Here is a 15,656-nt window from a genome sequence, read left to right on the forward strand (position 1 = left end):
AGAGCGAGATAGCCCATGGAACCGAAAACGGTCGGGGGCACAGGCGGGATAAATCCGTCCGGGGCCAAAGCGCAGGCCAGCGGCTTTGCCGCCGGTGCAGTTATCATGACATTGGACGGCGAGAAAACGGTGGAAGATCTCCGCCCCGGGGACCGCGTGATCACGCGCGACACCGGCATGGCCATCCTGAAGGACATCCCGGTTCAAACCCTGCGCACCCGGGCGATCCGAGTTCAGGCTGGATCGCTCGGTCACACCCGCCCCGTGCGCGACGTCCTGCTTCCCGCAGGCCAATCCCTGCTGATCCGCGATTGGCGGGCAGAGGCGATGTTCGGCTCGAAGCGCGCCGTGGTACAGATCTCGCAGCTTGTCGACGGCGAATTCATCACCGACGAGGGCGAGGCGGACCTGACACTCTATACTCTCGATTTCGACACGCCCCACATCGTCTATGTCGACGGGCTCGAAGTGGCCAGCACCACCGATATCGAAGCGCTGTCCAAAGCCGCGTGACCCTGTCCCGGGCCTGACCCGGGACCTCACACACTCAATACGCGCAACACCTTCGGCAACTCTTCCGGCAGATCCTCGGCGATCAGGCCCGGACCGAAAGAGCGGGCGCATTCCACATGTAACCATGCCCCTGTCTCCGCGGCCTGCATCGGCGCAAAGCCTCGCGCCAACAGCCCGGCAATGAACCCGGCCAGCACGTCCCCTGCCCCCGCCGTCGCCAGCCAGGGTGCAGACCGTTCATACTGGGCAGAGGTGATCGAACAGCGACCATCGGGATCGGCGATCACCGTATCCGGCCCCTTGAACAACACGACACATCCTGCCCTGTTCGCCGCCGCGCGCGTCGCATCCACCTTGGAATAGGCCGGGCCACTGGTGGGCGCCGCGTTCAGCTTCTCGGCAATATCCGGGAACAGCCGCGCGAACTCTCCGGCATGCGGGGTCAGAACACTTTGCTCATGCAACATGCCGAACAGCGTTTCCGGCTGCTCTGCAAACGCCGTCAGCGCATCCGCATCCAGCACCACCGACCGTGTAGGGTGGGTTTCCAACCCACCCCCCGCAAGCGCCGCCGGCACCAACTCGCGCGCCCGCTCGACGCCCAGCCCCGGCCCCAGGCAGACCGCATTCAACCGCCCGTCCTCCAGCACCGCTGCCAGCCCGTCGCCACCCTCGGCCCGACGCAGCATGATCGACGTCACGTGACACGCCACCTCCTGTTGCGCATTCGGCGGTACGCCCAGTGTTACCAGCCCCGCCCCGATCCTCAGCGCCCCGCGCGCCGCCAGCCGTGCGGCCCCGGTGCGCCCCGCGCCTCCTGACAGAACCAGCGCATGTCCGTGGCCATATTTGTGCGACGTCGCCGCCTTGCGCAGTCGCCCACCGGGCACCCGGTCCACCAACCGCACAACCCCGTCCGGCGCGGCATCTTGGGAGAGCCCGATGCTCTTGACCACCACCTTGCCCGCCTGTTGCGCCCCGCGTGACAGATAATGCCCCAGCTTGGCCTCATGGAAACTTACCGTCAGATCTGCGGTCGCAAAGGTACCCATTGCGCGACCGCTGTCGGCGCAAAGCCCTGAGGGTATGTCCACAGCCACGGTGCGAACATGTCTCGACTCTCGAAATCCATCGAACGCCACCAAAACTTGCGCAAGTCCCCCTTCCACGGGCCGGGAGAGTCCTGTTCCGAACACGGCATCCACGAAAAGGTCGGATTTTTCCCGATGCTCAATGTCGCGGCTCATGTCGCCAACCTTCCCCATCGCCGACCACCGCTGGTAATTCACACGTGCGTCCGGAGGCAGCTTGGCGGGGTCTCCATAGAGAATCACCTCCACGTCCCAGCCCCACTCCTTCAACAACCGCGCCACGACGAACCCATCGCCGCCATTGTTCCCCGGCCCGCACAGTACCACCGCCCGGTGCGGTGCCGCGGCCAACTCTGGCCACTCTTCGAATACTGCTGCGACCACGCCGCGCCCGGCGCGTTCCATCAGGTCCAGCCCGGTCGCCTCGCCCGACGCAATCGCGGCTTCTTCGATGGCGCGCATCTGGGCCGCGGTAAGCAATTCGGTCATTCCCGCTCCTTTTCGATTCAATTCCGCGCAAAAATAAGTCAACACGCCTAAATTTTAATCACTCAAAGGGTTCGCCCTGCCACAACTCCGCCCGAGCCTCCTATCCGATTGTGCCGCGTTAACAGAAATGATCTGCAAAGTCCGCAAGTCAGTCGGAGGAGTCGACCCATGAAAAAAATCGAGGCGATCATCAAGCCTTTCAAGCTCGATGAAGTGAAAGAAGCGCTTCAAGAGGTGGGTGTACAAGGCCTCTCGGTGATCGAAGTCAAGGGCTTCGGCCGCCAGAAGGGCCACACCGAGCTCTATCGCGGTGCGGAATATGTCGTCGATTTCCTGCCCAAAGTGAAAATCGACGTCGTGCTGGACGACGATCAGGTCGACGCCGCCATCGAGGCCATCGTCGATGCCGCCAAGACCGACAAGATCGGTGACGGCAAGATCTTCGTCAGCCCCGTCGAACAAGCCATCCGCATCCGCACCGGCGAGTCCGGTTCGGACGCGCTGTAAACTACACCTGGAACCACAACGAAGGGATCAATGGACATGAGCGCAAAAGATCTGCTCAAGACGATCAAGGACGAGGAAGTCGAGTATGTCGACATCCGTTTCACCGACCCGCGCGGCAAGCTGCAGCACGTGACGGTCATCGCCGACGAGGTCGACGAGGACTTCCTGGAGGAAGGCTTCATGTTCGACGGCTCGTCGATCGCCGGCTGGAAATCGATCGAAGCCTCGGACATGAAACTGATGCCCGACACCACCAGCGGCTACATCGACCCCTTCTATGCCGAGAAAACCATCTGCGTGCACTGCTCGATCGTCGAGCCGGACACCGGCGAAGCCTACGAGCGTGACCCGCGCGGCACCGCCGAAAAGGCCGAGGCCTACCTGAAGTCCAGCGGCATCGGCGACAGCGCTTTCATGGGCCCCGAAGCGGAATTCTTCCTCTTCGACGACGTACGCTTCTCCAACTCGATCAACAAGGTCTCCTACGAGGTCGACGCGATCGACGCGTCCTGGAATACCGACACCGAGTACGAGATGGGCAACATGGGCCACCGTCCGGGCGTCAAGGGCGGGTATTTCCCGGTCAACCCCACGGACGAATCCCAGGACATCCGCTCCGAGATGCTCTCGACCATGAAGCGCCTGGGCATGAAGGTCGACAAGCACCACCACGAGGTGGCCTCGTGCCAGCACGAGCTTGGCCTGATCTTCGGCACCGTGACCAAGCAGGCGGACGAGCTGCAGAAGTACAAGTACGTCATCCACAACGTCGCCGCCGCCTACGGCAAGTCGGCCACGTTCATGCCCAAGCCCATCGCGGGCGACAACGGCACGGGCATGCACGTCAACATGTCGATCTGGAAAGACGGCAAGCCGCTTTTCGCCGGTGACAAGTATGCCGACCTTTCGGACGAGGCCCTGTGGTACATCGGCGGCATCCTGAAGCACGCCAAGTCGCTCAACGCCTTCACCAACCCGTCGACCAACAGCTACAAGCGCCTGATCCCGGGCTTTGAAGCTCCCGTGCTGCGCGCCTACTCGGCCCGCAACCGCTCGGGCTGCGTCCGGATCCCGTGGACCGAGTCGCCGAAAGCCAAGCGCGTCGAGGCCCGCTTCCCCGATCCGTCGGCAAACCCCTACCTGTGCTTTGCTGCGCTTCTGATGGCCGGTCTCGACGGCATCAAGAACAAGATCGACCCGGGCGAGGCGATGGACAAGAACCTCTACGACCTGCCGGCCGAAGAGCTCGAAGGCATCCCGACCGTCTGCGGCAGCCTGCGCGAAGCCATGCAGGAGCTTCAGGCCGATCACGAGTACCTTCTGGCCGGTGACGTGTTCACCAAGGACCAGATCGAAGGCTATATCGAGCTCAAGATGGAAGAGATCGAAACTTACGAACACACGCCGCACCCGGTGGAGTTCGGCCTGTACTACAGCTGCTGATCTCTCAGCCAATCTGAAACGACGCGGGCGCCTTTTCCGGAAGGCGCCCGTTTTTTTCATCCTGTCCTTCAAAAAACACGCGAGGCAGTTGCTGGAAAATGGCGGATTCCCGCTCGTCCGCGAACAGTGCCCAATTGTTTTCATATTTGAAACGCACTGTGTTCACTAACTTTTTGGATGATCTAAATTCGATCGCGAACAACCAGGACTTGAAAAATGGCTCATACCGATAAACGCGTCACGGCAGGTCTGATCTTCATGGAAGAAAAAACAATCGACCTTCTGGATGCGGTCACGCGCACCGCCGAGGCCTTGACCGGTCTCTGCGAGGACGGCCGGTCGCTCGGCTTCCTGTCCGACCTGGACGCCGGGGTAGAGACCGAACATTACCGGATCGGCCTGACACTCAGCGACAATGTCGTGCTGCCGGGTCTGGAGCTGAAGGTCGGCACCCTGCTGCAGATCGACGTCTCCCGACGGGACCAAGCGGCGGGCGAACCCGCCACCGCGATGGATGCCGTGCTGGCCCGCGTGGCAATTGCCCTCAGCGATCAGCTACGTCCAGAGCACCTGCAATGGGTCGAGCCAAAGGCGATCCTGTCAGCTGAAGACGTCATGATGGCGCGCAAGCCTGCCGAGCATGAAACGCCCGAAACCGACAGGTTGCCGGACCAGACCGTGCGCGCCCGCGCCGCCCTGACCGAGATCGACGAGCTGCACACCAAGCTGGACGAGCGGTTGGAAAACACGCCGCCTCCGGTTTTGCCGATCCTGCCCTCGAAGGCGTTCTTCGGCGTGTCCGAAGGCATCATCGAAGACACGCCGGACACGCTCGCTCCAGCCATCGAGAACATTGCCGAGGAGACCGATCGCCTGCGCCTGGCGGCCTGGCTTTTGTCCTTGGCGGTGGCCTGCATCGCGCTGCCGGTCGGGCTGGCGCTGGTGATCATCAACCTGATCAAAGGTGAAAACCTGCGCCTCGTCTCACAGGCGGCGGCCCTTTCGGGGCTCTTCGTCTCGTTGCAGGCCAACGGCGCCACCGCCACCGCTGTGGAGGTCGTCCAGAGCGTGTTGCTTTGAGCTCCGCCCGGCACTCCGGCGGTCATCGGGTCGGCGTCTTCTCTGGCGCCGAGAATTGACTTTGTTCCCCGTTCCCCCTCGGCTAAGCTTGGACGGTCTGACCTGGAGTTGCCAATGTACCCGAAACTGAAATCCCGCATTTTCACGCTCGCCCTTGCCCTTGCCGCCTCCGCCACAACCGGAACGGTCGCGCTCGCGCAATGTGGCAATAACGCCAACGGATTCGAACAATGGAAGGCCGGCTTCGCCCAGCAGGCCCAGGCTTCCGGTGTCGGTCAACGTGGTCTTCAGGCACTGGCCCAGACCCGCTACGCCTCCAGCACCATCGCCGCCGACCGCAACCAGAAGAGCTTTCGTTACTCGCTCGACAAGTTCATGCAGGTGCGCGGCGCCAACACGATCATCGCCCAGGGCCGCAAGCGCAAGGCGCAGAACCCTGGCTTCTACAACTGGATCGAACAGAACTACGGCGTGCCCGCCGGGGTCATCATCGCCATTCACGGCATGGAAACCGGCTTTGGCGGCTTCATGGGCGACAGCTCGGTCGTCTCGGCCATCGTGACCCTGACCTATGACTGCCGTCGCTCGGACTTCTTCCGTCCGCACGCCATCGGCGCGCTGAAACTGGTGGATCGCGGCTCGATCACCATCAACACGCGCGGCGCCAAGCATGGCGAACTCGGCCATACCCAGTTCCTGCCGGGCAACGCGCTGACCTACGGCGTTGACGGCAACGGCGACGGCCGCGTGGATTTCTACAACCAGGCCGATGCTCTTGTGTCGACGGCGAATTTCCTGCGCCGCAAGGGGTGGCAGCCGGGCGCAGGTTACCAGCAGGGCCAGCCCAATTTCCGCGTCATCAAGCAATGGAACGCAGCCACAGTCTATCAACAGGCCATCGCCATCATGGGCGCCAAGATCGACGGCTGACGGCGCGGGGCTTGACGCAGAACCGCCGGCTGCCTATCTGCCGGGCTTACGGGGCGTCAGGCCCCCGCCGCCCGCAAGCCGCTCGGCCATGGTGAAGCCCTGACAGTGACATTGCATCGCCCCGGGGCACAGGCCGGGCAGCAACGCGGGCCCTGCCGATCTATCTGCCCCTTATGGGATCACTGCAATGACACAGACCACGCTTCCCCCGCGCGACGTGCTGAAAGGTCACGCGCGCAATCTTCGCCAGACCCTCAGCCACGCCGGAACGCCCATCAGCCACTCCACGGCGCTCGAACATGTGGCTCATCAATGGGGCTACCGTGACTGGAACACCCTGTCCGACGCCATCGCGGCTCCGGCTCCCCGCGTCTGGGCGCTGGGTCAACGGGTGTCTGGGCACTATCTCGGCCATGCGTTCACCGGCACCATCCGCTCGGCTCGCCGTCGCGGACCGAACCACGTGGAACTGGGCATCGACTTCGACACGCCCGTCGACGTGGTTGCCTCGACCCGCTTCAGCGCGCTGCGGAAACGGGTGACCTGCACGGTCGGCGCCACCGGGCGCACGGTCGAGAAAACCTCTGACGGACAGCCGCACGTTGCCCTTGACCTGACCTGACACCTCTGGCGTGCCGCACCTTCAAAAAGCGCGGCACGCCCCCTCAAATCAAGGCGCTCGGTCCGCTATCCGGGAGCGCCTTCTTGAACTTGCCACAATCTTTTCCAACGCCCGTCCCAGTTGCAGCATAGGTCTGGAATTTCCTAGACCCTTCGAAGGCAGAGTATGTACGACTCCCTACAGACCTCCATCGCGACTTTCGGCTATCGCCGCGCGCCAGTGGCGCAGGCCGGCGATATCGTTCACGCGATCGACGAGATGCTGCAAAACTCCGACGCCCAGCCGCGCCGGATTCACTGGGTCAGCGACTCCATCGCGATGATAGACCGGATCGGCGTGCGAATCGCCGTCGCTCTTTTGCCTCCCAGCCACGAGGATCGTTACACGCATCTCGTGCTTGCCATCGGGCGCAGTCCCGACGAACCGAACGGCGACGACCTTCTGGATGTCTCCTTCGCGCATCTTGCCGACCGATTGATCTATCGCATCAAGGACGACATGCCCTATGACACGATCATGCGCGGCGAAACGCCCGAAATGGTTGACCACGACCTGATCCTGTCGCTCTACGATCTTTTGCGCCAGTCGCCCCCCGCGTCCGGCCCCTCCGCTCCGGCCAATCTCGACGCACAGCCCGCCGCACGCCAACGCCGGACCACCACTGTCTTAACTACCGAAGAGTATTTCGACGTGATCCTGTCCGAAGAGGTGCCCGATACCGTCACGGCCGTGCCAAGCTGGCTTGAAAAACGCGCCGTGCCTACGAAGCCGCTGCGCCTGACAGTGCACACGATGGCGCTGTCGATCATGTTGTACACTGCCCCGCTCGGTGCATTTCTCTTCACGTATTCGATGCTGCGCGACATCACGGGTGATCGTTGATCGTCTCCACAAGGTCCTTGCAAAGGTGAAACGGGCGACACCCCTGGGTGCCGCCCTGCCTGTATGAAGCCTGTTTTTGTCCGGCTTTTCTGTTTCTGCACCTGGGTCAGGGATCGCACCCGCCCGGCTTTCCTTTTGCTATTGTCTCTTATAGCGAAACAATTTGACCGAATTAAGGCGGGCTGTTCACCTCTCCCACCGAGGGGGCATAACGGCTGACCATTCGGTAGGCCTTGCGCGGCCCCGACACGGCCCAGGTTGCGCGCCACTGAGGCCAGCCCGCAAAATCGTACTGCACATCATACATATCCGGATCGCACCAGTGCTGCGCCTCGCCGTCCTCGGTAATGCTGTGAAAGAACCGGCCATCCTCGAACATCACATCGATCCCGCCGCTCTTTCCGGCCCGCCACAGATACGCCCGTTCGGCCCGCATCGGCGCCTGCCCGGCCACGGTCAGCACGCCCGCCTCGCGATAGACCAACCCGCCCTGCCCGGGATTAAGCCGCGCCTCACCCTCGAACCGCGCGGGCGGCGCGCCCTCGTGCACCACGTCGCGCTCCAGCCGCCACGTTCCCTCGAATTCTGCCAGTTCCGGTACCAATCGCCACGCCCGTCTTGCCGCCACCCGTTCCTCCGTCTAAACCGCGCCCGACAGCCATTCAATCCAAAGGTCCGTTCGCATGATCCCTCGCTATTCCCGCCCCGACATGGTCGCCATCTGGGAACCCGCCACCAAATTCCGCATCTGGTACGAGATCGAGGCCCATGCCTGCGACGCGATGGCCGACCTTGGCGTGATCCCGCGCGAAAATGCCGAGGCCGTCTGGAAAGCCAAGGATGTCGAATTCGACGTCGCCCGGATCGACGAGATCGAGGCCGTGACCAAGCATGATGTCATCGCCTTCCTCACCCACCTGGCCGAGCATGTGGGCTCCGAGGAAGCGCGTTTCGTCCACCAGGGCATGACCTCCTCGGACGTGCTGGATACCTGCCTCAACGTGCAGCTCGTCCGCGCCGCCGACCTGCTGATCGCAGACATGGAAGACCTTCTCGCCGCCCTCAAGCGCCGCGCGTTCGAGCACAAGATGACCCTGCGCGTTGGTCGCTCCCACGGCATCCACGCCGAACCCACCACCATGGGCCTCACCTTCGCGCGCTTCTATGCCGAGATGGACCGCAACCTTACCCGCCTGCGCACCGCCCGCGCCGAGGTCGCCACCGGCGCCATTTCCGGCGCCGTCGGCACCTTCGCCAATATCGACCCCCGCGTCGAAGAACATGTCTGCAAGCAACTGGGCCTCGAACCCGAGCCCATCAGCACGCAAGTCATCCCCCGCGACCGCCACGCCGCCTTCTTCGCAACGCTTGGCGTTATTGCCTCGTCCATCGAGAACGTCGCGATCGAAATCCGCCACATGCAGCGCACCGAGGTTCTGGAAGGCGCCGAGTTCTTCTCGATGGGCCAGAAGGGCTCCAGTGCCATGCCGCACAAGAAAAACCCGGTCCTGACCGAGAACCTCACCGGCCTCGCGCGCCTCGTGCGCATGTCGGTGATCCCGGCGATGGAAAACGTGGCCCTCTGGCACGAACGCGACATCTCGCACAGCTCGGTCGAGCGGATGATCGGCCCCGACGCCACCGTGACGCTCGATTTCGCCCTCGCCCGCCTGACCGGCGTGGTCGACAAGATGATAATCTTCCCCGAGAACATGCTGGAAAACATGAACAAGTTCCCGGGCCTCGTGATGTCCCAACGCGTCCTTCTGGCCCTGACGCAAGCGGGCGTCAGCCGCGAGGACGCCTACGCCATGGTCCAGCGCAACGCGCTCAAAGTCTGGGAACAGCGCACGGATTTCAAAGAGGAATTGCTGGCCGATGCCGATGTCGTCGCCGCCCTCGGCACGGATCAGATCGAAGAGAAATTCGACATGGATTACCACACCAAGCATGTCGACACGATCTTCACCCGCGTCTTCGGGGAAAGCTGAATTTCCGGGCAGATCGGGCCACGAGCCGCGCAAGTTCGGGCTGAAACACTGGTCAGAGACCAATTTCGTGTTACCATCGGGGTCTTAGTGCAAAGGAGTTCAATCCATGAAGTCCAAGACCAAGACCATTCTGACGTCGTTCGCCCTCGTTCTGGGCACCACCGTTTCGGCCGCCGCGATGTGCCCCGGCAAATCGCAACAGGCCGCTTCCTGCGCCGAAGGCATGGTGTGGGACAAGAATACCGGCACCTGCGTCGAACAGACCATGAGCTGACCGGCGGGCCATATCCCGAAAAGAAGCGGCGCTCCCGGGTCCGGGCAGCGCCGTTTTCAAAGCGTTTCGTCTTTTACCTGAGCCATCAGCGAAAGGCGAAACGCGTGCAACGATTGTATGTTTTGCTGCGTTTCGCGGGTAAGCGGTGAGTCAGGTTTATCGCGAAACGCTTTAATCTTACCTTTAGCGGTTTCTTCACCACTCCCGCCCTAGTTTGCCGGAACGTCATCCGGGGACTGGAATGAGCAGCAGCAATTTTGGGCAACTGGCGCTTTCAGGGCCGTCCGCAAACGCGGCGGCCCAGCTGACTCGCCGGCAGAAGGCCGCGATCATCGTCCGTTTTCTCATCAACGAAGGCGCGGATGTTCCCTTGCAGGACCTGCCCGACGAATTGCAGCGCCGCCTGACCCAGCAAATGGGTACGATGCGCTATGTCGACCGCGCGACCCTGGCCGATGTCGTGGCCGAATTCGCCTCCGAGGTCGAGGCGATGGGCCTGACCTTCCCGCGCGGCGTCGCCGGCGCGCTCACCGCGCTCGACGGGCGCATCAGCCCGCAAACCGCCTCGCGCCTGCGCAAGGAGGCCGGCGTGCGCCAGTTCGGCGAACCGTGGGAACAGGTGCATACCGCCCAAACCGACGACCTGCTCGATATCCTGCAATCCGAAAGCACCGAGGTCGCGGCTGTCCTGCTGTCCAAGCTCGACGTGACCCGCGCCGCCGAACTCTTGGGAAAAATGCCGGGCGACGCCGCGCGACGCATCGCCGTCGCCATGTCCCAGACCGGCGCGGTCACCCCCGATGCCGTCGACCGGATTGGCCTGTCGCTTGCCGCACAACTGCACAGCGTGCCCGAAACGGCCTTTGCCGATGGCCCGGTCGAACGTGTCGGCGCCATCCTCAACTATTCCCCCGCCGCCACCCGCGACGACGTTCTCATGGGCCTCGACGAAAGCGACCAAGGCTTTGCGGCCAAAGTCCGCAAGGCCATCTTCACCTTCGTCAACATTTCCGAACGCCTCAATCCCATCGATGTGCCCAAGATCACCCGCGATGTCGAACAGGCCGCTCTGGTGCAGGCGCTGGCCCATGCCCAAACCAGCGAAGACACCAAGGAATCCGCCGATTTCATATTGGAAAACATGTCGAAACGCATGTCCGACGCCCTGCGAGAGGAAGTCGAGGCATTGGGCAAGTTCAAACCCAAGGACGGCGAGGCTGCCATGACCGACGTGATCAATGTCATCCGCACGCTGGAGGCCAGCGGCGAATTGCAGCTTATCGTGCCGGACGACGATGAAGAGGAAAACGCCTGAGGCTCAGCTTACCGGAAAGATGAAGCACTTGTCGCGCCGGATGGTCAGCCACATCGGCGTGCCGTTCCTGGGCAGGAACACCGCCGGCACCGTCACCTTGAAGCGTGGCCCGCCAAACGCCATTTCGAACTCGACCAGGCTTTCGCCCCCCATGAATCGCGCCCGACGCACTTCGCCGCGCACCGCCGTGCCGTCGCTGATCGTCGGCGCCGGGCCCTTGCCCGCGCGGTCGAAATCCAGCTTCACGTGCTGCGGGCGCACCACGATCTCCACCGCCTGCCCGTCCGGCACCCCCGGCGCCAGGAACTGGCCGAAAGGCGTCTGCGCCAGCGCGCCATGCACCTCTCCCTTCACCACGTTCACGTCGCTGAAGAAGGACACCGCCGCGCGGTCGGCGGGCGCGTTGTAGATGTTATACGGCGCGCCCTGCTGCACGATCCGCCCGTCGCGCATCAGCGCGATCGTGTCGGCCATGCGCATCGCCTCCTCGGGCTCGTGCGTGACCAGCAGCACCGCGGTGTCCTGCTCGCGCAGGATCTCCAGCGTCTCGTCCCGGATACCGTCGCGCAGCCGGTTGTCGAGCCCCGAAAACGGCTCGTCCATCAGCATGATCGAAGGCCGGGGAGCCAAGGCGCGGGCCAGCGCCACCCGCTGCTGCTCGCCCCCCGACAACTCGTGCGGAAAGTTGCGGTCATAGCCCTCCAGCCCCACGCGTTCCAGCAATTCGCCAACGCGTGCGGCCTTCTCATCGGCCGTTCCACCCAGCCCGAAGGCCACGTTTTCGCCCACGCGCAGATGCGGGAACAGGGCGAAATCCTGGAACATAAGGCCGATATGCCGCCGTTCGGGCGGCACGCGAAACACCGTATCGCAGACCAGCTTGCCATCGACCCAGATCTCGCCCGCGTCCTGCATCTCGACGCCCGCGATCATCCGCAGCGTCGTCGACTTGCCACAGCCCGACGGCCCCAGAAGGCACGTCACCTGCCCGGGCAGCACCGACAGCGACACGTCATCCACCACGATGCGCCCGTCGTAACGGCGCACGAGATTGCGTGTCTCAAGGCGCGGGGTGGTGTCCTGCACGTCAGCCTCTTCGCTTTTCCGATCGAATATGTCGGGCTTGCCGTCGCAGATAGCAATCCCGCCCGCCCCGCGCAAGATGCCGCCGCTCGCATGGGAAACACGCAAATGTGCGCCGAGGTCAGAATTTTCCGACTATCGCGATGCGACGGTTGTGCCTATCTGAATCGTACGAACGAGCAGCAAAACCAAAAAAACGACGGAACCTACCGATGCGAAAATACCTGATCTCCATACAGGTCGCCCTGATCGCCCTTCTGGCCATCACCGGCGCCCTGGCAAGCCCCGACACACCCCCCGCATGCCCGCTGGGCGAGGCCGCCCAGGTCGAAACCTGCAAGAAATAACAGGTCTCAGCCGCCCCGCGCTTTCTCGATCGCGGGGCGGATCTGGCCTTCCAATACGCGCTCGGTGATCGGCCCCGGAAATCGCAGCACGACCCGCCCTTCGCCGTCGATGACATAGGTCTCCGGTACGCCGTAAAGCCCCCAGTCCAGCGCCATGCGCCCGTTCGGATCGGCCCCGATGGCCGTATAGGGATCACCCAGTTCCTCCAGGAAACCCAGCGCATTGCCCGGCTGATCCTTGTAATTCACGCCGTAGATGGTGACGCCTTCCTCGGCCAGCGCCTCCAGGTGCGGATGCTCCACCCGGCACGGTGCGCACCAGCTGGCCCAGTAGTTCACCAGCTTCACGCCGCCACTGCGCAACTCCGCGTCGGTGAACGGCGTCTTGCCCTCCAGCGGAGTCAGCGCCACGGCGGGCGCCGGTTTGCCCTCGATGGCCGACGGCAACGCATCGGGGTCCTCGCGCTGCATCCCGATATAGAACACCGCGGCCAGTGCGGCGAAGATCACCGGCGGCAGCACCATGAGGAACGAGGTCTTAGGCATCCGATTTCCGCTTTCCTTCAATATCTTTCAGCGCGTTCTTCACGCGCACCGACCGCCGCCAGCTGAACAGGGCCAGCGCGATCAACAGCACCAGCGACACCGCATAGGACGACAGCACCGCCTCGGCGTATTTTCCAAGCTCCGGCATCACGCCTCCATCCTGTCACGTGCCAGGAGCGCCCGCATGCGCCGCGCCCGGATCTCGGTTTGCGTGCGCAGGAAGACCAGCGCGATGAACAGGAACACGAATCCCGCGATACACACCAACAGCGGGAAATAGAACACGTCCGCCACGTTCTCCTCCTTGTCGAGGCTCAGCGACGCCCCCTGGTGCAGCCCCTGGTTCCAGAACAGCACCGCATATCGGCTCAGCAGGGCAAAGACCGATCCCACGATGCACAGGATCGAAGTGAGATCGGCCGCCGTGTCGTCATTCTCGATGGCTTCCCATAGCGCGATGTAGCCGAGGTAGAACAGGAACAGGATCAGGAACGACGTCAGCCGCGGATCCCACGCCCACCATGTCCCCCACATCGGCTGGCCCCAGATCGCCCCGGTCGCCAGCGCTATCACCGTCATCACCACGCCCACGGGTGCGGCCGCGCGGGCCGCCAGCGCGCTGACGTGGTGTCGCCGCACCACCCATATCAAGGACGCCAGCAGCATCATGATCCACGCGTTGATCGCCATCAGCGCGCTCGGCACGTGCAGATATATGATCTTGACGGTCGAGCCTTGCCGGAAATCGTCCGGCGTGAAGAAAAAGCCCCAGATGAGCCCGGTCGCCAGGCAAAGCACGGCCAGCACCGACACCCACGGCAGAACCTTGTCCGTCGTGTCGATGAACTTCTTCGGGTTGGCGTATTCCCACAATGATGCCACGCGTGTGACTCCTCCGTTAACGCAGGTTGACCCTCAATACCGCAGCCGACGCGAAAGGCAAAAGCGCGATGGTGCCGCAGGTGATCCCCGCCAGCATCAGCATCGGCGTCGTGTAGTCCTGCCCGTCCACGCCCCGCCGCGCCATCTCGGCGCCAAAGATCAATGTTGGCACGTAAAGTGGCAGCACAAGCAGGCTCAGCAGCAGCCCGCCCCGGCGCAGCCCCACTGTCAGCGCCGCCCCGAACGCCCCGATCATGCTTAAGCCAGGCGTGCCCAGGAGCAGCGACAGCACCAATGGCCCATAGCCCTGCGCCGGCAGGCTCAACAGCACGCCCAGCACAGGGGCGGCCAGCACCAGCGACAATCCCGTCGTGACCCAGTGCGCCAGCCCCTTGATGGCGGCCACCGCCTCCATCGGCAGCGGGGCCGTGGCCAGCAAATCAAGGCTGCCGTCTTCCCAGTCCAGCGCGAAGATCCGGTCGAGCGACACAAGGCAGGCCAGCAGCGCGCCGATCCACAGGATCCCCGCCGCGATCCGCGACAACAGTTCCGATTGCGGCCCCACGCCGAACGGAACCAGCACCACGACGATCAGGAAGAACGCCAGCCCCAGGCCGAACCCACCCCCGGCCCGCACGGCCAGCCGTATGTCCCGCAGCAGAAGCGCCTTCACAGGAAGGCCTCGTCGAAATCATCCAGTTCCTGCCGCACCGCGCGAAAGGGCGCCACGTCCAGCACGGTCGCTTCGTCAAGGCCAAGGTCGATATGCGTGGCCAGCACCGCGATCCCACCTTCGGCCAGATGCGCCCGCACCACGGCGGCGAACATCGCAACCGCACGGGCGTCCAGCGACACGGTCGGCTCGTCCAGGATCCAGATCGCGCGGCCCGTCACCAACAGCCGCGCCAGCCCCAGCCGCCGCTTCTGCCCGGCAGACAGAAACCCTGCCGGCCGATCCGCCAAACCCTCCAGTTCATAAGCTGCCAAGGCGTGAGAAATCTCTTTGCCGCCAAAGACCTGCGCCCAGAAGCTCAGGTTCTCGACCACGCTCAGCGCGGGCTTGATCCCGTCCGCGTGTCCCGCGTAAACCACGCTGTCGGCGGGATAGTCCACTGTGCCCGAGACCGGCGGCTGCAACCCCGCCAGCGTGCGCAAAAGGGTCGTCTTGCCCGCCCCGTTCGGCCCGCGCAGCACCAGCGCCTCGCCCGCCGCGACGGCGAAACTCAGACCGTCCAGCACCCGCACGCCGCCGCGTGCCACGCAAAGGTCCCGGACCGTCAGGCGCATCGCCGGCCCACCGCTCTCAGACCGGCAACAGGGCCGCGGCCACGCGCCGCCCTTCCGAGATCAGCACATTATAGGTCCGCGCCGCCGCCGGCGAATTCATCGCCTCCACCCCGATGCCCGCCTCCTCCAGCGCGGTGCGGAAATCGCCCGGCACATGCGCGGTCTCGGCGCCCGTGCCGATAAACAGCACGTCAATCTTGTCCATCAGGTCCATCAGCGACGCGCTGTCCTCGTACCCGCCCCAGGCCTTTACCCCGTCCGGCCCCACGCAGACCGCGCCCTCGATCGCCTCTCCGCCGACGCGGAAAAAGCCCGGCCCATAGCCGTCGATCGGTTTCACATCGGAAAATGTTACCTCGTTCAGGCGCATCGCG

The 15,656-nt window shown here is 63.7% G+C and carries 20 protein-coding genes; 11 read left to right on the top strand and 9 right to left on the bottom strand.

The genetic code is table 11. The annotated features are described in order from the left end of the window. Window positions 1-15 precede the first annotated feature (15 nt). Window positions 16-513, top strand: a complete 498-nt coding sequence (locus RBB18_RS10415; RefSeq protein ID WP_103764003.1) for a Hint domain-containing protein — start codon at window positions 16-18, stop codon at window positions 511-513. 26 nt (window positions 514-539) lie between these two features. On the opposite strand, the gene RBB18_RS10420 is transcribed toward RBB18_RS10415, so the two are convergent. Continuing rightward, window positions 540-2,093 carry an NAD(P)H-hydrate dehydratase gene (locus RBB18_RS10420; RefSeq protein ID WP_306111948.1) on the bottom strand — a complete coding sequence of 518 codons (1,554 nt, stop codon included), beginning with the start codon at window positions 2,091-2,093 and terminating at the stop codon, window positions 540-542. A 168-nt stretch (window positions 2,094-2,261) separates the two neighbouring features. Here RBB18_RS10420 and RBB18_RS10425 point away from each other — a divergent pair, with 168 nt between their 5' ends. From RBB18_RS10425 to RBB18_RS10450, 6 genes are all read left to right on the top strand, one after another. Beyond that, the gene (locus RBB18_RS10425; protein ID WP_103764005.1) at window positions 2,262-2,600 is read left to right on the top strand and encodes a P-II family nitrogen regulator; all 339 of its coding nucleotides are present in this window, start codon (window positions 2,262-2,264) and stop codon (window positions 2,598-2,600) included. Between the two features lie 36 nt (window positions 2,601-2,636). Beyond that, on the top strand, window positions 2,637-4,043 hold the full coding sequence (glnA, locus tag RBB18_RS10430; RefSeq protein ID WP_274593287.1) for a type I glutamate--ammonia ligase: 1,407 nt from the start codon (window positions 2,637-2,639) through the stop codon (window positions 4,041-4,043). Between the two features lie 216 nt (window positions 4,044-4,259). Continuing rightward, on the top strand, window positions 4,260-5,123 hold the full coding sequence (locus RBB18_RS10435) for a hypothetical protein (RefSeq protein WP_274593286.1): 864 nt from the start codon (window positions 4,260-4,262) through the stop codon (window positions 5,121-5,123). Between the two features lie 114 nt (window positions 5,124-5,237). After that, window positions 5,238-6,053 carry a lytic transglycosylase domain-containing protein gene (locus RBB18_RS10440; protein ID WP_306111947.1) on the top strand — a complete coding sequence of 272 codons (816 nt, stop codon included), beginning with the start codon at window positions 5,238-5,240 and terminating at the stop codon, window positions 6,051-6,053. Between the two features lie 187 nt (window positions 6,054-6,240). Continuing rightward, complete coding sequence (locus RBB18_RS10445; protein WP_306111946.1) at window positions 6,241-6,675, top strand: glyoxalase superfamily protein; 435 nt, start codon at window positions 6,241-6,243, stop codon at window positions 6,673-6,675. Window positions 6,676-6,840: 165 nt separating this feature from the next. Beyond that, window positions 6,841-7,557 carry a hypothetical protein gene (locus RBB18_RS10450; protein ID WP_306111945.1) on the top strand — a complete coding sequence of 239 codons (717 nt, stop codon included), beginning with the start codon at window positions 6,841-6,843 and terminating at the stop codon, window positions 7,555-7,557. A gap of 172 nt (window positions 7,558-7,729) precedes the next feature. Here RBB18_RS10450 and RBB18_RS10455 read toward each other — a convergent pair whose 3' ends face one another. Further along, a complete protein-coding gene (locus RBB18_RS10455; protein WP_274593282.1) occupies window positions 7,730-8,185 on the bottom strand; it encodes a DUF6314 family protein in 456 nt (151 codons plus the stop codon). Between the two features lie 55 nt (window positions 8,186-8,240). Here RBB18_RS10455 and purB point away from each other — a divergent pair, with 55 nt between their 5' ends. The 3 genes from purB to RBB18_RS10470 all read left to right on the top strand — a co-directional run bounded on the left by purB (window position 8,241) and on the right by RBB18_RS10470 (window position 11,137). Next, window positions 8,241-9,548, top strand: a complete 1,308-nt coding sequence (purB, locus tag RBB18_RS10460; protein WP_103764010.1) for an adenylosuccinate lyase — start codon at window positions 8,241-8,243, stop codon at window positions 9,546-9,548. A gap of 106 nt (window positions 9,549-9,654) precedes the next feature. Next, window positions 9,655-9,822, top strand: a complete 168-nt coding sequence (locus RBB18_RS10465; RefSeq protein ID WP_170067234.1) for a hypothetical protein — start codon at window positions 9,655-9,657, stop codon at window positions 9,820-9,822. Between the two features lie 241 nt (window positions 9,823-10,063). Continuing rightward, window positions 10,064-11,137, top strand: coding sequence for a flagellar motor switch protein FliG (locus RBB18_RS10470; RefSeq protein ID WP_103764011.1), 1,074 nt, complete (start codon window positions 10,064-10,066; stop codon window positions 11,135-11,137). A 3-nt stretch (window positions 11,138-11,140) separates the two neighbouring features. Here the strand turns inward: RBB18_RS10470 and RBB18_RS10475 are convergent, their stop codons facing one another. Next, window positions 11,141-12,223 carry an ABC transporter ATP-binding protein gene (locus tag RBB18_RS10475; protein ID WP_103764098.1) on the bottom strand — a complete coding sequence of 361 codons (1,083 nt, stop codon included), beginning with the start codon at window positions 12,221-12,223 and terminating at the stop codon, window positions 11,141-11,143. A 209-nt stretch (window positions 12,224-12,432) separates the two neighbouring features. On the opposite strand from RBB18_RS10475, the gene RBB18_RS10480 reads away from it, so the two are divergent. After that, window positions 12,433-12,567, top strand: a complete 135-nt coding sequence (locus RBB18_RS10480; RefSeq protein ID WP_281255073.1) for a hypothetical protein — start codon at window positions 12,433-12,435, stop codon at window positions 12,565-12,567. A gap of 6 nt (window positions 12,568-12,573) precedes the next feature. Here RBB18_RS10480 and RBB18_RS10485 read toward each other — a convergent pair whose 3' ends face one another. The 6 genes from RBB18_RS10485 to RBB18_RS10510 are packed head-to-tail and all read right to left on the bottom strand — an operon-like array spanning window position 12,574 to window position 15,652. Further along, entirely contained in the window at window positions 12,574-13,113 is a 540-nt protein-coding gene (locus RBB18_RS10485; protein ID WP_306111944.1) for a DsbE family thiol:disulfide interchange protein, read from the bottom strand. Continuing rightward, window positions 13,106-13,261 carry a heme exporter protein CcmD gene (locus RBB18_RS10490; RefSeq protein ID WP_371931625.1) on the bottom strand — a complete coding sequence of 52 codons (156 nt, stop codon included), beginning with the start codon at window positions 13,259-13,261 and terminating at the stop codon, window positions 13,106-13,108. The genes RBB18_RS10485 and RBB18_RS10490 overlap by 8 nt, the downstream gene beginning before the upstream one ends. After that, a complete protein-coding gene (locus RBB18_RS10495) occupies window positions 13,261-13,995 on the bottom strand; it encodes a heme ABC transporter permease (protein ID WP_103764014.1) in 735 nt (244 codons plus the stop codon). Before RBB18_RS10495 ends, RBB18_RS10490 begins: the two co-directional genes overlap by 1 nt. 16 nt (window positions 13,996-14,011) lie before the next feature. After that, entirely contained in the window at window positions 14,012-14,668 is a 657-nt protein-coding gene (gene ccmB / locus RBB18_RS10500) for a heme exporter protein CcmB (protein ID WP_306111943.1), read from the bottom strand. Continuing rightward, window positions 14,665-15,282, bottom strand: coding sequence for a heme ABC exporter ATP-binding protein CcmA (gene ccmA, locus RBB18_RS10505; protein WP_306111942.1), 618 nt, complete (start codon window positions 15,280-15,282; stop codon window positions 14,665-14,667). Before ccmA ends, ccmB begins: the two co-directional genes overlap by 4 nt. 16 nt (window positions 15,283-15,298) lie before the next feature. Continuing rightward, window positions 15,299-15,652, bottom strand: coding sequence for an Mth938-like domain-containing protein (locus RBB18_RS10510; protein ID WP_306111941.1), 354 nt, complete (start codon window positions 15,650-15,652; stop codon window positions 15,299-15,301). Window positions 15,653-15,656: the final 4 nt, after the last annotated feature.

Origin of the sequence: Roseovarius sp. MMSF_3298, assembly GCF_030733705.1 — a bacterium.
Taxonomy (GTDB): domain Bacteria; phylum Pseudomonadota; class Alphaproteobacteria; order Rhodobacterales; family Rhodobacteraceae; genus Roseovarius; species Roseovarius confluentis.

Excerpts from the sequence above, each read along its gene's own strand:
- RBB18_RS10415 (WP_103764003.1), top strand. The coding sequence starts at position 16 with ATGGAACCGAAAACGGTCGGGGGCACAGGCGGGATAAATCCGTCCGGG.
- RBB18_RS10420 (WP_306111948.1), bottom strand. The coding sequence starts at position 2,093 with ATGACCGAATTGCTTACCGCGGCCCAGATGCGCGCCATCGAAGAAGCC.
- RBB18_RS10425 (WP_103764005.1), top strand. The coding sequence starts at position 2,262 with ATGAAAAAAATCGAGGCGATCATCAAGCCTTTCAAGCTCGATGAAGTG.
- glnA (WP_274593287.1), top strand. The coding sequence starts at position 2,637 with ATGAGCGCAAAAGATCTGCTCAAGACGATCAAGGACGAGGAAGTCGAG.
- RBB18_RS10435 (WP_274593286.1), top strand. The coding sequence starts at position 4,260 with ATGGCTCATACCGATAAACGCGTCACGGCAGGTCTGATCTTCATGGAA.
- RBB18_RS10440 (WP_306111947.1), top strand. The coding sequence starts at position 5,238 with ATGTACCCGAAACTGAAATCCCGCATTTTCACGCTCGCCCTTGCCCTT.
- RBB18_RS10445 (WP_306111946.1), top strand. The coding sequence starts at position 6,241 with ATGACACAGACCACGCTTCCCCCGCGCGACGTGCTGAAAGGTCACGCG.
- RBB18_RS10450 (WP_306111945.1), top strand. The coding sequence starts at position 6,841 with ATGTACGACTCCCTACAGACCTCCATCGCGACTTTCGGCTATCGCCGC.
- purB (WP_103764010.1), top strand. The coding sequence starts at position 8,241 with ATGATCCCTCGCTATTCCCGCCCCGACATGGTCGCCATCTGGGAACCC.
- RBB18_RS10465 (WP_170067234.1), top strand. The coding sequence starts at position 9,655 with ATGAAGTCCAAGACCAAGACCATTCTGACGTCGTTCGCCCTCGTTCTG.
- RBB18_RS10470 (WP_103764011.1), top strand. The coding sequence starts at position 10,064 with ATGAGCAGCAGCAATTTTGGGCAACTGGCGCTTTCAGGGCCGTCCGCA.
- RBB18_RS10480 (WP_281255073.1), top strand. The coding sequence starts at position 12,433 with ATGCGAAAATACCTGATCTCCATACAGGTCGCCCTGATCGCCCTTCTG.
- RBB18_RS10485 (WP_306111944.1), bottom strand. The coding sequence starts at position 13,113 with ATGCCTAAGACCTCGTTCCTCATGGTGCTGCCGCCGGTGATCTTCGCC.
- RBB18_RS10490 (WP_371931625.1), bottom strand. The coding sequence starts at position 13,261 with ATGCCGGAGCTTGGAAAATACGCCGAGGCGGTGCTGTCGTCCTATGCG.
- ccmA (WP_306111942.1), bottom strand. The coding sequence starts at position 15,282 with ATGCGCCTGACGGTCCGGGACCTTTGCGTGGCACGCGGCGGCGTGCGG.
- RBB18_RS10510 (WP_306111941.1), bottom strand. The coding sequence starts at position 15,652 with ATGCGCCTGAACGAGGTAACATTTTCCGATGTGAAACCGATCGACGGC.